Origin of the sequence: Zymobacter palmae (genome assembly GCF_003610015.1) — a bacterium.
GTDB classification, from domain to species: Bacteria; Pseudomonadota; Gammaproteobacteria; order Pseudomonadales; family Halomonadaceae; genus Zymobacter; species Zymobacter palmae.
In genome coordinates, this window is record NZ_AP018933.1 from 2868641 (window position 1) to 2880761 (window position 12121).

Here is a 12121-nt window from a genome sequence, read left to right on the forward strand (position 1 = left end):
GCCCGCCGACCGAGGGGGACTCCTCGCCGATGAACGGCCAGCCTGCTGGCCTGTTCTGAGGGCAAGGTCTATCCCCCTCACCTAGCCGGAATCCCCTTATGAGCAGCTTTCTAGTGACGGGTGGCGATGCCCGCACCGCACGCCCTGCCCTCACCGTTAAAAACGCCGACTGGTGGCCGGATATCAGCGCCGACGACCTGCGCGATACCCACCGCATCACCGATACCGTCACCGACGCACGCTTAAAGACCGCGATCACCACCGCCATCGCCGCCGTCAATCGCCTACTGCGCGACTGGCAGCGTCAGCAGGTGACCGCGGGGCATGCATCACTGGCCGCCGTGCCGGTGCCTGACTACCTGCCGCCGGACGGCCTAAACGCGCTTTACCTGCGCGCCGTGTACTGCCATGCCCATGCGCTACTCATTGAACGCTACCGCGACTACGACGCCTCGGGCAGCGGTACCCGTGACAGCGAAACCAAAGGCGAGATCGCGGGCGATTACCGCCGTGAAGCCATGTTCGCCATCTGTGATCTCTGTGATCGACCGCACAACATCGTTGAACTGATATGACCACGGTCGTGACCTCACAACAGGGCGATACCGTCGATCTGATCTGCCACCGCTATGGCGGTACCAGCGACGACGTGATCGCCGTATATGCCCTTAACTCCGGCCTGTGCATTCTCGGCCCCGTGCTGCCGCTCGGTACCCGCGTGACATTGCCGGACTTCTCGACGACCGCGTCGGAGCAGACCAATGACACGATGCTACAGCTCTGGGACTGACAGGAGACGCCGCATGATCGAAGGCGACAACATCATCGCGGGCGTCGCTCGCAGTGCCACGCACGCCACGCCCGGTGTGACCACCTCGGTGCTGTTTATGAACGGCATCACTATTCCGACCCTGATCCAGCTGGCCACGCTGGTGTTGGTCGTGGTGCAGGCCGCGTACTGGGTGGCACGCTTTATCCGCTACCTGCGCGGACAGGACACGCCAGCGGCCAAGCCCGTGGACAAGGACGATAGCCCATGAAGGCGCACGTTAAGAAAGTGATCGGCGGGGCCGCCATCGTGATTGCGGGGGCGTTCATTGCACCGTGGGAAGGCAAACGCAACACCGCCTACGTCGATATCGCGGGCGTGCTGACCGTGTGCTACGGCCACACCGGCCCCGATGTTCATCGCGGCCTGCGCGTCACCGATGACGAGTGCAAGCGGCTATTGAGTGAGGATCTGGCCGAAGCACTGACCGTCGTTAATCGCAGCGTGACCGCGCCGATGTCGGAACCCCGCAAGGCAGGGCTGGCCTCGTTTGTGTTCAACGTGGGCGAAACCAAGTTCAAACGCTCGACGCTGCTGCAAATGCTGAATGCCGAACATCCGGCCGCCTGCGATCAGCTGCTGCGTTGGATCTACGTCTATGACCCTGTGACGGGGCAATACGTCGTCAATGACGGTATTCGCCAGCGGCGCACCGAAGAACGGGAGTTGTGTCTTTATGAGTAATCAATGGGTGATTGCCGGTGGCGTCATCGCGCTGATCACCGTCGGCGGCCTATGGCTGCGCCTTGATACTGTCAGCGCCGAGCGTGACGCAGCGCAGCACGCACAGGCCGTGGAGCATGCCGAGTCGCTGCGCCGCCAGCGCGTTATCGACACCCTGAACCACAGCCTCGAACAGCTCAACGAACAGCAACAGGCCAACGGCCGCGAACTGGCCGAATTGCGCGCCGCAGCATCGCAGGCCACGCAAACCGCAGAGGATCTACAACGTGAAAACCGCGCTATCCGCGAGTGGGCTAACGCTCGCCTGCCTGATGAGCTTGCCCGCCTGTACCAACACGGCCCCCTCACTGGCACCGCCGGTTACCGTGACTACCTGCGCGATACCCGAGCCGTGCGTACTGCCCGCCGCACGCCCCAAGGCCAACGGTGACCTGCGCCGTCAGCTTGATGACACCCTCGAAGCGTGGGGGTTATGCGCCGCCCGTGTCGATCGCGTCATTGAGTGTTTAGGAGAGAATCAGCAATGAAGAAACTGCACGACGTGCGGCAGTTCCTACTGACCACATTGCCCGAATACCAACGCAATCCCGACCAGATCGTGACGCTGGTCGAGGACGGCAAGATCGAATTCCATCGCGGCCCCAGCCTCTCGCACGGCTACACGTACACTGCGCAGATCGTGCTACTGGACTACAGCCGAGACGTTGACCATATCGTGGTGCCGCTACTGATGTGGATGCAGCGCTTTGAGCCGGACGTTGATCCCCACGAAGCGATCCAGTTCGAGGCGGAAATACTGGATGAGGGCGTGGTCGATCTGATCCTGCGCATCCGCTTCAATGAACGTGTGGTGGCCAAGGCCAGCGAAGAAACCGGCAAAATCGACATCGAGCACAAAGCACCGGCGTTCGATATCGGCCTGCCGGAAACGCGCACATGGACACTGGTGACGGCGGATAATGCTGAGGGGTCAGAATGGACGATCTAAACCTGCTGGAAGGCTGGGTACAGCCGTTGATCAACGGGTTGGATCGCAAATCACGTACGGCAATGGCTCGCCAGATCGCGCGCGAAGTGCGCAAAGAACAGCAGCAACGGATCAAAGCCCAGCGTAACCCCGACGGCACGGCTTACGTCCCCCGCCGCAAGCAACGCAATAAACGCGGCAAGATCAAGCGTGCCGCCATGTTTTCTAAGATCCGCACTGCCCGCTACATGAAGGCCACTGCCACCGCCAACGGGGCCACGATTCAGTTTGTCGGGCCGGTGGCCAAGATCGCCGAAGTCCACCAGTACGGCCTGCGCGATAAGATCGACCGCCATAAACCCCGCACGCATAAATACGATGCCCGTCAGCTATTAGGGGTTACGCCGAAGACGCGCCGCATCGTCTCCGACGTCGTGCTAAATGATCTTCCGCGTCGGTGATCTGTCTCACACGGCGCACCGCTCGAAGCGAATCCCGATCAAGGACAGGATAGCCCCGTCACTGCATGACCGAGTGACGTTCGGGGCATGCGGCCACCGCCGCCTGCTGCCCGCCACTGCGCGGGCATTCTTGTATCCGTCATGAGCGAGATCGCATGAAAACCAAGCACACTAAAGCGTCGAAGACCAACACCACGGCCACCGCTTACGCACCGTCTCACTGGACGCGCGAAGCCGCGGCCAAGATCAAAGCGACTGCGGCCAACACTATCCCGCCGTTCAATCTGGCGAAGCTCAAAACCCTGATGCCGGGCTGGCATTTTTGGGACTGGTGGTACGCCATGAACGAGCAGAACCAAGTGGCCAACGTCGGTGGCTACACCGTGATCGTCGGGCTGGCCCGTCCGGTCGATGACGTCGAAAGCGCTAATGCGCGCATGGTGTTCTTCTATTCCAAGGATGGCCTGCACTACACCGCCGGTGGCTACCTGTTCGGTGAAAAACGCCTGTTCGATGACTGTCAGGAATGGAGCGGTTCCACCCTGCTGCGTGACGACGGCAAACTGCAGACGTTCTACACCGTCGCGCAGGGCGTCGAGCTGAACGGCAACTGGCAGACCCGTCAGCGCTTCGCCACCGCCATTCAGAACGTTACGGCCTCTGATGCTGCGCTGGTGATTGATGTGCCTCACTATCACGACCTGCTCGCCGAGCCGGACGGTCGTTTCTACGAAACCGCCGAACAGGCCAGCCTCCGTGAAGTGCGATTCCCCACCGCGCATAGCCGCAGCTTCGGCTCCGATCAGACTGAAAACACCTGTTTCCGTGACATCCTCTACTACAAGTGTCCGCGTACGGGTCGCCGCTTTGGGCTGTTCGAAGCCAATACAGGTACCGAGGTGTGCCCTGCGGGGAGCATCAAGCGCGCGTACATCGGTAGCGATCGTTTTGAGCCGGAATACGAGCCGACGATCGACGACCTGAAAGCCAATGGCTGCATCGGCATTCTGGAATTCACCAACGACGAAAACACCTTCGTTGAATTCATGCCGCCGCTGCTGACCGCCAACCTTGTGACCGATGAAATCGAGCGCATCAACATCATCGACCACGATGGCCATGTGTATTTGTTCTGCGTCGGTCACGGCAACAAGAACACGCTGGTCACGCACAATGATGACCTGTCGAACCGCGACTACCTGCTCGGTTTCCGAGGCAAGTCACTGTTCGGGCCGTTCGAACCGATGAACGGTTCAGGGGTGGTCGTGCAGCAGAAGTCACTGGGCGCGCCGTACGCCGGTCAGGAACAGAACCAGCAGTACGTCTACAGCTGGAAGCTGGTACCGACCGCCAAGGCGGGTGTTTTCGACTGCGTTGGTTACGCCAACTACTCGACCAACGAAATCGGTCAGGTCGTGCCGGTGAAATCCGCCGCACCGACGCTGGAAGTGCGCATCAAAGGGCTTCAAAGCGACATAGTTGGGATGAAATACGACGTTCAACCTGTGCAGGAAGCAGCGCCGCAGGTGGCACCGTCTGATGCGGGCACGCCGTCTGCAGGTGGCTATGGTCATAGCTGATCACTGCATGCCCTAGCCTGAATGCCTCGACGTCGGTCGGGGCATTTTTGTATCCGCCTCGTGCTTATGTGGTCGTCATCACTCACACGGCCCACCGCTCGCCATCGTTGCGACGCCACGACACGATGGCCGCATGAACCTACCTGACTTTAATTCCGCTGATCTAAACGAGATCCGCCGCTTGCTGCAAAGCATCGTGCGCACCGGCAAGGTGTCGATGGTCGACACCGCCGTAACGCCGCCCTGTGTGCGCGTCGAAAGTGGCAGCCTGCACACCGACTGGATCCCGTGGACAACCTCGCGCGCCGCAGGTGTATCGCACTGGCGGCCGCCGTTTGTTGGTGAAGACGTGCTGCTGCTGGCCATTGGCGGTGATACCGGTAACGCGCGGGTCATTGGCAGTCTTTACACCGAGGATAACCCGCCGCCCGAGCGCAGCCTCGACAAGACCGTCACGGTCTACCCCGACAGCGCACGCCTCGAATACGACCATGCGTCCAGCACCCTGACCGCCACACTGCCAGGGCAAGCGATTGTCACGACCACAGGCGCAATCACGGTAACGTCTGACGCGGACATTACGGCTAAGGCACCGCAGATCGACGCGATGGCCAGCGTCAGTGCCACAGTGAAAGCCCCAGTTATCGCCGCCACGGCGGATACCTCCATCACGCTTAAGGCACCGGCCATCACATTGGATGGGCACGTCACCGTCACCCAAGGCGTGACCTCGGCCGTCGACGTAACGGCAGGCGGCATCAGCCTGATAAGCCATCAGCATCCCAGCGTTCAGCGTGGCAGCGCGAAAACGGATCCGCCGGAGTAATCGGTCATGTCGATGAGTAAAGCCTCGGGCAAGGCACTGGCCCGCCGCGACAGCATCACCCAGAGCATCGGCGACATTGTGATGACGCCGATCGGCACCCGCCTGATGCGCCGTGACTACGGCAGCATCGTGCCCTTTCTGATCGACCAGCCGCTTAACGGCCTAACCCAGTTGCGCGTAGCGTCAGCCATTGTCGATGCGCTGGCGCGCTGGGAATCGCGCGTCGAGATCAGCCGTATTGAAAGCCTCGAACAGCAAGGCGCACACCTGCAGCTGCAGTTACGCCTGCACGATGTCAACGCGGGCCAGCAGTATTCTGAAACCCTGTCACTTGCGAGTCCGTCATGATCGACCTGTCGACCCTGCCCAAGCCCAAGATCGTTGAAGAATTGAGTTTTGAGGCGATCCTTGCCGAGCGTAAGGCGCGCCTGCTCGAACTGACACCGGCGAGCGAGCGGGAAGAGATGACCGCCACGCTGGCGCGTGAATCAGAGCCGATCACCAAGCTGTTAGAGGAAAACGCTTACCGCGAACTGCTGCTGCGACAGCACAGCAACGAGGCGGTGCTCGCGGTGTTGATTGCCTTCGCCGGTGGCGATGATCTGGACGCGGCGGCCGCTAACAACGGGGTCGCGCGCCTGACGCTGACCGACGGCAGCAAGGAAAGCGACGCTGATCTGCGCATCCGTGCCATGTCCGCCTATGAAGGCATGTCGGTGGCAGGCCCAACCGGTGCCTATGAATATCACGCCCGCTCAGCCGATGGCCGCATCGCCGACGTGAAGGCCGAAAGCCCCGAACCATGCGATGTGGTGGTCACCGTGCTGTCAAAACTCGGCAACGGGGCCGCTGATGAGGACGTGCTGGCAGCGGTACGCAAGGCGCTGTCGGCCGAGGACGTCATTCCCTGCGCGGATCGCGTCACGGTGCAGTCGGCGACGATCGTCGACTACACGATCAAGGCCACGCTGTACATCTACCCTGGCCCCGAGCAGGAACCGATCATGCAGGCGGCACAGGCCAGCATTGAGCAGTACGTACAGGAACAGCGTCGCCTCGGACGTGACATCCGCCGTTCAGCGGTGATTGGCGCGCTGCACGTCACCGGCGTTCAGCACCTTGATCTGTTCGAACCCGCGCAGGATATCGTGCTGGACAATACGCAGGCCTCGCACTGTATCGGCATCGCGATCACCAACGGGGGCACCGATGAGTGATCTACTGCCGCCCAATAGCACCGCGTTGGAGCGTCGGCTGGCCAACGTGCTGGCCGACCTTGAACGGGTGCCCATTCCCGTACGCAGCGTATTAAACCCGCACACCTGTCACGCGTCATTGCTGCCCTATCTGGCATGGCAATGCTCGGTTGACCGCTGGGATCCCGCGTGGCCGGAAAGCGTCAAGCGCGACGTGGTGGCCAGCGCGTTTCATATCCACCGCTATAAGGGCACCGTGGCCGCGATTCGGCGCGTGGTCGAGCCGCTGGGCTATCTGCTCGAAATTACCCACTGGTACCAGATGAACCCTGTGGGGCGACGCGGCACCTTCGCCCTGCGCGTGGGCGTACTCGACACCGGTATTACCGATGCGATGTATGCCGAACTAGTGCGGCTGGTCAACGATGCCAAGCCCTGCAGTCGCCATATTGTCGGCCTTGATCTGCTGGGCGAAACGCGTGGCCAGACCTTTATCGCGGCAGCGGTCTATGACGGCGATGTGACCACCGTCTATCCCTACATTCCCCCTGAAACCCAGTGCAACGGCGTCGCCTACGCCGGTATTGCGCTGGACGTCATCGACACCACCACCGTCTATCCGGAGTAACTCATGGCGAGCTTTTACACGATTCTGACCAGCGTCGGGCAGGCCAAGGTGGCCAACGCCGTGGCGCTCGGCCAGAAGGTCAATCTATCGACGCTGGCCGTCGGCGATGCCAACGGCGTCACCCCGCAGCCGGATGCCAGTGCAAAAGCGCTGGTACACGAACGCCGCCGCGCGCCGCTAAACCGCGTCGAAGTGGACAAGGACAACCCGAACTTCATCGTCTGCGAGCAGGTGCTGCCTCCCGAGGTCGGCGGCTGGGAAATCCGCGAGATCGGCGTATTCGATGACGAAGGCAATTTGATCGCCTACGGCAACTACCCGCCCACCTACAAGCCGCTGCTAAACGAAGGCACAAGCCGCACCCAGACCGTGCGCATGGTGATGCAGGTCAGCGATACCGCCGCCGTCACCCTCAAGGTCGACCCCAGTGTCGTATTGGCGACGCGGCAGTACGTGGACGACGCGGCAAAGGCCAGTGCGGAAGCACTCAAAAAAGTAGATGAGTCAGTGCAGGTCAATGCCAACGGTCTGAAGGAGGCAAAACAGTCTATTCAACAGAATGCGGAACACCTGAAAAAAGTCACAGAAGGGTTAGGCGCTGCCGCAAGCATGGGGCATAACGCTGAAGCGCTGGATGGAGTGACGGCAGATCATAATCAAACGGCCGATACGGCCCAGCTTGTTGAGCTGCGCGATCGCGTCGGCACATTGAAAGAAGGTGCGCGCAGAGAGGTATCGGGTAGAGGTAATTTAATTACGACCAATTATTTAAAAGAACATTATTATTCTTCTTACACATCTGTCACTTTCACGACCGCTAACGATTATGTGATGCGGTCAGTGTCGGGTACCGAGTTCAAAGTACCTGTAGCAGGAACATATATGATAATCGGCCATGTTAGGGCGTGGGCGGGAGGAGATGTGACAGGTGCCGCCACCTACTGGATGGCTGCCTATATGAAAAATGGCGAGCAGGTGACCAAGGGGGCCGTCGGCACAAACAGTAGCGCAGGCAATCGTGATGCGGACGCCCCTATTGTGGACGTTTCGTATTTCAATGCTGGCGATGTAGTAACAGCTGGGTTTTTACATACACAGGGGCGTCCGTGGGATCAAATTTATTTATATTCCACGTTGGTGATGCTGCGCATCGGGGACTGATATGAACGTTAAGACATATTCAATTGTTGACGATCAAGGCAAATATATGGGCTATCAAGAGTCCAATATCGTCCCCGAGGGCAGTCACTTTATCGACATGGCCCCGCCGTCACTTAGCGAAGGACAGCAGGCCATCTGGAATGGACAGGTATGGCACATTTTCAGGGATAACGAAGGGGTCGACATTGCGAAGAACAAAGCTATTGATGCTATCGACTCAGCTGCTGATGGTGCGCGTGCCCGCGATCAATCCGTAGGTCAGCTACTGGATATCGAATACCAGCAGGTCATCGAGGCGCACGGGCGCTGGTATGCCGATGGTTATGATGAAACCAAGTGCCCCGAAGAAATCAAAGCATGGGCCGATGCCGAAGGCGTTACCCCGCTGCAGGCAGCACAGGAAATCGCCGAGGCAGCCGCGCACCGAGAAGAGGTGATCCGCCAGATACGCTCAATCCGATTGGCAGGTAAAGCTGCTGTACGCGCTGCAGCTGACGATGCCGACTTCACGGCCATTGCAGGGCCATTTATCGACCAGTTAAACCATATCGGCGACACCACCATAGCGGCCGCGTAACCGCCAAAGGCCCGTCTAATATGACGGGTCTTTTTATGCGGCTGTGGCTTTCTTTTCCCACACGCCTATCCCCTCGCCGCCGCCATTTTCACCTTGCATTATATGTATATACATACAGTCATATAAAGGCAGGTACACGACATGGTGGCCCCGATAATTCCGTGGATGGGCGGTAAGCGTCGCTTGGCAGACCGCATCTTTCCCCGCTTCCCCGATCACTCCTGTTACGTCGAGCCGTTCGCCGGTGGTGCTGCCCTGTTCTTTCTGCGGCAGCCCGCCGAGGTCGAGGTATTGAACGACATCAACGGCGAGCTGGTGAACCTGTACCGCGTGGTGCAAAACCACCTTGAAGAGTTCGTGCGGCAATTCAAATGGGCGTTGAGTAGTCGCCAGATGTTCGAGTGGCATAAGACCACTCGCCCCGAAACGCTGACCGATATCCAGCGCGCCGCCCGCTTTTACTACCTGCAGCAGAATGGTTTTGGTGCCTGCGTTCCTGCTCGTAGTTTCGGCACAGCAACCACGACGCCACCTAAGTTAAACCTGCTGCGTTTGGAAGAAACCTTGTCGGCTGCACACCTTCGCTTATCTAGCGCCTATATCGAGCATCTGTCGTGGCAGCAGTGCATTGAGCGCTACGACCGTCCGCACACGCTGTTCTACATGGATCCACCCTACTGGCAGACAGGAGGCTATGGCGTGGACTTTGGCGCACACGAGTACGAAGAGATGGCCAGCCTACTGAAACGCCTCAAAGGCAAGGCCATCGTTAGCCTCAATGACCACCCTGACGTGCGCCGCTGGTTCGCAGATTTTCATATCGAGGACACAGGAATTAAGTACACGGTGGGAGGTGGTAAGGGTTCAGAGGCACGCGAGGTGCTGATCTTCAGCTGGGACATCGAGGCCGAACCGGCAGGGCTGTTTTAGCGGCGGCATGTGATCAACACCACTCACACAGCCCATCACTCGCACTGCGCTGTAACGCCCCGCAGGATGTGGCACGTACTCATGAGGAAGGCATACCAATGGCTCTCGATTCATATCACCACGGGGTGCGCGTCGTCGAATCCAACGACGGTACGCTCGCCATCAAGACCGTGTCCACGTCGGTCATCGGCGTGGTCTGTACGGCCAAGGACGCTGATCCGGCCGTGTTCCCACTCAATACCCCTGTGCTGTGCAACAGTCTGTCTAAGGCGATCGGCAGTGCCGGTAAGCAGGGCACGCTGCGCCGTACGCTGTCTGTCATTGATGCGCTGGTCTCAACGACTGTGATCGTTGTGCGCGTCGACGATGGCGACGGTGACGATGCAATCAAGGCCAACCTGATCGGTGGCACTGATGCCAACGGCCGCCGCACGGGCATGCAGGCGCTGCTGGATGCGGAGTCTCGCACTGGCGTCAAACCCCGCATTCTGGCAGTGCCCGAGTTGAGCTATCCCGAGGTGGCCACCGCACTGGGCGCGATCTGCAAGAAACTGCGCGCGTTCGGTTATGTCCATGCGCGCGGCTGCAACACCGCGCAGGACGCGATCAAATACCGCGACCTACTCGGCGTGCGTGAGCTGATGGTGATCTGGCCCTCGTTCGACTGGTTCGATACCGCCACTGCCGCCAACAGCGTCATTGCGCCGGAAGCCTTCGCGGTGGGCCTGCGCGCGCAGATCGACAAGAACATCGGCTGGCACAAAACCCTATCTAACGTGGTCATGAGTGGCCCGCTGGGCATTGAGCCGCCGGTCTCGTTCGACCTGCAGGACTCGGACAACGATGCGGGACTACTGAACGCCAAGCAGGTCACTACGCTGGTGCGCTATTCAGGCTTCCGCTTTTGGGGCAGCCGTACCTGCGACCAGAACGGCAAGTTCGTGTTCGAGAACTACACCCGCACCGCCCAGATTTTGGCCGATACGATCGCCGAAGCCGAAGCGGCACACGTCGATGCCACGCTCACCCCTGCCCTCGTCAAAGACATCCTGTCCGGCATTAACAACAAGCTGCGCTCACTGGTGCGTCAGGGCTACCTAATGGGCGGCAAGGCATGGATGGCCGAAGACAACAGCAAGGAACAGCTGGCCGATGGCCGCCTGCGCATTGCCTACGACTACACACCCGTGCCGCCGCTCGAAGACCTCGGCTTTACCCAGACCATCACCGACGAATACCTCGCCGACTTCACGCAGCAAGTTAGCGCAGGGTAAGGAGCACGCATGTCACTTCCAAAGGTACTAAAAGCATTCAACGTCCGCGTTGACGGCGAGGGCTGGCTGGGTGAAGCGGAATCCATCGAACTGCCCAAGCTCACTCGTAAAACCGAAGAATGGCGCGGTGGCGGCATGGAAGGTGCCGTCGACCTCGATATGGGGCAGGACAAGCTCGAAGCCACAGTGAGCTGTGGCGGGCTGATGGAGGCCGCCTTCAAGCACTACGGCGATCTATCCGTTTCCAAGGTACCGCTGATGTTCTACGGCTCGTACGAAGGCGATGACGGTGAAAGTGCCGTCGAAGTCGAGATGCGCGGTCGCTGGACAGAAATCGACATGGGAACCGGCAAGGCCGGTGACAAAACCGAGCACAAATTCAAAGCGTCGCTTAGCTACTACAAGCTGGTTATCGACGGCACGACCAAGATCGAAATCGACCTTGTAAACATGGTGTTCATGGTCGAAGGCGTCGACCGCCTCGAAGCGCGCCGCCGTGCGCTGCAGCTGTCCTGATCCACACATTTTGACTCTCTGACACATAGGAACGATTCACATGGCCAAGGCAAAAACCACCCCCGCTGTCACCACCACCATCACCCTGCAGCAGCCGCTCCAGCGCGGTGATACCGAAATCACCACCATCGAACTGCGCCGCCCTAGCGCCGGTGAAATGCGCGGCTGTCAGCTGATGACGCTGCTCGCCGGTGATACCGATCAGGTGATGCGCGTCGCTTCCCGTATCACTACCCCAGCCCTGCAGCAGCACGAACTGCAGCAGATGAACGTGACTGATTTCTTCCAGATCTCGCAGGAGGTCACCGGTTTTTTAGTCGGGTCGGAAATGGCGAGCTAAAACCGCCCAACGAAGTGGAAGACGCGATGGCAGATATTGCGATGGTCTTCCACTGGCCACCTTCCGAAATGAACGACTTCTCACTGGAAGAACTGATGGACTGGCGGGAACGTGCCCGCCTTCGCCACTGTGGCGATGAAGAATGACGAGAG

19 protein-coding genes are annotated in these 12121 nt (G+C 59.7%); all 19 read left to right on the forward strand.

Annotation, left to right across the window (positions count from 1 at the left end; genetic code table 11):
• Positions 1–98 precede the first annotated feature (98 nt).
• The 19 genes from ZBT109_RS12670 (at position 99) to ZBT109_RS12760 (ending at position 12115) form a co-directional block, all read left to right on the forward strand.
• Positions 99–575 (forward strand): head completion/stabilization protein, encoded by a 477-nt coding sequence (locus ZBT109_RS12670; protein ID WP_051523768.1) that lies wholly within the window; start codon positions 99–101, stop codon positions 573–575.
• A gap of 8 nt (positions 576–583) precedes the next feature.
• Positions 584–790 (forward strand): tail protein X, encoded by a 207-nt coding sequence (locus ZBT109_RS12675; protein WP_232012850.1) that lies wholly within the window; start codon positions 584–586, stop codon positions 788–790.
• A gap of 13 nt (positions 791–803) precedes the next feature.
• Positions 804–1040 (forward strand): hypothetical protein, encoded by a 237-nt coding sequence (locus ZBT109_RS12680; RefSeq protein ID WP_027705025.1) that lies wholly within the window; start codon positions 804–806, stop codon positions 1038–1040.
• A complete protein-coding gene (locus ZBT109_RS12685) occupies positions 1037–1513 on the forward strand; it encodes a lysozyme (protein WP_027705026.1) in 477 nt (158 codons plus the stop codon). The genes ZBT109_RS12680 and ZBT109_RS12685 overlap by 4 nt, the downstream gene beginning before the upstream one ends.
• Positions 1514–1824: 311 nt before the next feature.
• Positions 1825–2040 carry an Rz1-like lysis system protein LysC gene (gene lysC / locus ZBT109_RS14235; protein WP_408646065.1) on the forward strand — a complete coding sequence of 72 codons (216 nt, stop codon included), beginning with the start codon at positions 1825–1827 and terminating at the stop codon, positions 2038–2040.
• The gene (locus ZBT109_RS12695; protein WP_027705027.1) at positions 2037–2501 is read left to right on the forward strand and encodes a phage tail protein; all 465 of its coding nucleotides are present in this window, start codon (positions 2037–2039) and stop codon (positions 2499–2501) included. The genes lysC and ZBT109_RS12695 overlap by 4 nt, the downstream gene beginning before the upstream one ends.
• On the forward strand, positions 2489–2941 hold the full coding sequence (locus tag ZBT109_RS12700; RefSeq protein WP_027705028.1) for a phage virion morphogenesis protein: 453 nt from the start codon (positions 2489–2491) through the stop codon (positions 2939–2941). The genes ZBT109_RS12695 and ZBT109_RS12700 overlap by 13 nt, the downstream gene beginning before the upstream one ends.
• Before the next feature lie 155 nt (positions 2942–3096).
• A complete protein-coding gene (locus ZBT109_RS12705) occupies positions 3097–4521 on the forward strand; it encodes a glycoside hydrolase family 68 protein (RefSeq protein WP_027705029.1) in 1425 nt (474 codons plus the stop codon).
• Positions 4522–4654: 133 nt separating this feature from the next.
• Positions 4655–5347 carry a phage baseplate assembly protein V gene (locus tag ZBT109_RS12710; protein ID WP_051523770.1) on the forward strand — a complete coding sequence of 231 codons (693 nt, stop codon included), beginning with the start codon at positions 4655–4657 and terminating at the stop codon, positions 5345–5347.
• Positions 5348–5353: 6 nt separating this feature from the next.
• Positions 5354–5695: a GPW/gp25 family protein gene (locus ZBT109_RS12715; protein WP_051523771.1), complete on the forward strand. Its 342-nt coding sequence runs from the start codon at positions 5354–5356 to the stop codon at positions 5693–5695.
• On the forward strand, positions 5692–6564 hold the full coding sequence (locus ZBT109_RS12720; RefSeq protein ID WP_027705030.1) for a baseplate assembly protein: 873 nt from the start codon (positions 5692–5694) through the stop codon (positions 6562–6564). Before ZBT109_RS12715 ends, ZBT109_RS12720 begins: the two co-directional genes overlap by 4 nt.
• On the forward strand, positions 6557–7171 hold the full coding sequence (locus ZBT109_RS12725) for a phage tail protein I (RefSeq protein ID WP_027705031.1): 615 nt from the start codon (positions 6557–6559) through the stop codon (positions 7169–7171). Before ZBT109_RS12720 ends, ZBT109_RS12725 begins: the two co-directional genes overlap by 8 nt.
• 3 nt (positions 7172–7174) lie before the next feature.
• A complete protein-coding gene (locus tag ZBT109_RS12730; protein ID WP_051523772.1) occupies positions 7175–8332 on the forward strand; it encodes a phage tail protein in 1158 nt (385 codons plus the stop codon).
• A 1-nt stretch (position 8333) separates the two neighbouring features.
• Positions 8334–8909 (forward strand): hypothetical protein, encoded by a 576-nt coding sequence (locus tag ZBT109_RS12735; RefSeq protein WP_038278061.1) that lies wholly within the window; start codon positions 8334–8336, stop codon positions 8907–8909.
• Positions 8910–9050: 141 nt separating this feature from the next.
• A complete protein-coding gene (locus ZBT109_RS12740) occupies positions 9051–9839 on the forward strand; it encodes a DNA adenine methylase (RefSeq protein WP_027705033.1) in 789 nt (262 codons plus the stop codon).
• Between the two features lie 98 nt (positions 9840–9937).
• Entirely contained in the window at positions 9938–11113 is a 1176-nt protein-coding gene (locus ZBT109_RS12745) for a phage tail sheath subtilisin-like domain-containing protein (RefSeq protein ID WP_027705034.1), read from the forward strand.
• A gap of 9 nt (positions 11114–11122) precedes the next feature.
• Positions 11123–11629: a phage major tail tube protein gene (locus tag ZBT109_RS12750; RefSeq protein WP_027705035.1), complete on the forward strand. Its 507-nt coding sequence runs from the start codon at positions 11123–11125 to the stop codon at positions 11627–11629.
• A 40-nt stretch (positions 11630–11669) separates the two neighbouring features.
• Positions 11670–11969 carry a phage tail assembly protein gene (locus ZBT109_RS12755; protein WP_038278064.1) on the forward strand — a complete coding sequence of 100 codons (300 nt, stop codon included), beginning with the start codon at positions 11670–11672 and terminating at the stop codon, positions 11967–11969.
• Between the two features lie 26 nt (positions 11970–11995).
• The gene (locus ZBT109_RS12760; RefSeq protein WP_027705037.1) at positions 11996–12115 is read left to right on the forward strand and encodes a GpE family phage tail protein; all 120 of its coding nucleotides are present in this window, start codon (positions 11996–11998) and stop codon (positions 12113–12115) included.
• Positions 12116–12121 lie beyond the last annotated feature (6 nt).

What these genes read in the sequence shown, in the direction of transcription:
- ZBT109_RS12685 (WP_027705026.1), top strand. Translation starts at nt 1,037, where the DNA reads ATGAAGGCGCACGTTAAGAAAGTGATCGGCGGGGCCGCCATCGTGATT.
- ZBT109_RS12700 (WP_027705028.1), top strand. Translation starts at nt 2,489, where the DNA reads ATGGACGATCTAAACCTGCTGGAAGGCTGGGTACAGCCGTTGATCAAC.
- ZBT109_RS12730 (WP_051523772.1), top strand. Translation starts at nt 7,175, where the DNA reads ATGGCGAGCTTTTACACGATTCTGACCAGCGTCGGGCAGGCCAAGGTG.
- lysC (WP_408646065.1), top strand. Translation starts at nt 1,825, where the DNA reads ATGAGCTTGCCCGCCTGTACCAACACGGCCCCCTCACTGGCACCGCCG.
- ZBT109_RS12725 (WP_027705031.1), top strand. Translation starts at nt 6,557, where the DNA reads ATGAGTGATCTACTGCCGCCCAATAGCACCGCGTTGGAGCGTCGGCTG.
- ZBT109_RS12750 (WP_027705035.1), top strand. Translation starts at nt 11,123, where the DNA reads ATGTCACTTCCAAAGGTACTAAAAGCATTCAACGTCCGCGTTGACGGC.
- ZBT109_RS12720 (WP_027705030.1), top strand. Translation starts at nt 5,692, where the DNA reads ATGATCGACCTGTCGACCCTGCCCAAGCCCAAGATCGTTGAAGAATTG.
- ZBT109_RS12710 (WP_051523770.1), top strand. Translation starts at nt 4,655, where the DNA reads ATGAACCTACCTGACTTTAATTCCGCTGATCTAAACGAGATCCGCCGC.
- ZBT109_RS12715 (WP_051523771.1), top strand. Translation starts at nt 5,354, where the DNA reads ATGTCGATGAGTAAAGCCTCGGGCAAGGCACTGGCCCGCCGCGACAGC.
- ZBT109_RS12735 (WP_038278061.1), top strand. Translation starts at nt 8,334, where the DNA reads ATGAACGTTAAGACATATTCAATTGTTGACGATCAAGGCAAATATATG.
- ZBT109_RS12740 (WP_027705033.1), top strand. Translation starts at nt 9,051, where the DNA reads ATGGTGGCCCCGATAATTCCGTGGATGGGCGGTAAGCGTCGCTTGGCA.
- ZBT109_RS12745 (WP_027705034.1), top strand. Translation starts at nt 9,938, where the DNA reads ATGGCTCTCGATTCATATCACCACGGGGTGCGCGTCGTCGAATCCAAC.
- ZBT109_RS12760 (WP_027705037.1), top strand. Translation starts at nt 11,996, where the DNA reads ATGGCAGATATTGCGATGGTCTTCCACTGGCCACCTTCCGAAATGAAC.
- ZBT109_RS12695 (WP_027705027.1), top strand. Translation starts at nt 2,037, where the DNA reads ATGAAGAAACTGCACGACGTGCGGCAGTTCCTACTGACCACATTGCCC.
- ZBT109_RS12680 (WP_027705025.1), top strand. Translation starts at nt 804, where the DNA reads ATGATCGAAGGCGACAACATCATCGCGGGCGTCGCTCGCAGTGCCACG.
- ZBT109_RS12755 (WP_038278064.1), top strand. Translation starts at nt 11,670, where the DNA reads ATGGCCAAGGCAAAAACCACCCCCGCTGTCACCACCACCATCACCCTG.
- ZBT109_RS12705 (WP_027705029.1), top strand. Translation starts at nt 3,097, where the DNA reads ATGAAAACCAAGCACACTAAAGCGTCGAAGACCAACACCACGGCCACC.
- ZBT109_RS12670 (WP_051523768.1), top strand. Translation starts at nt 99, where the DNA reads ATGAGCAGCTTTCTAGTGACGGGTGGCGATGCCCGCACCGCACGCCCT.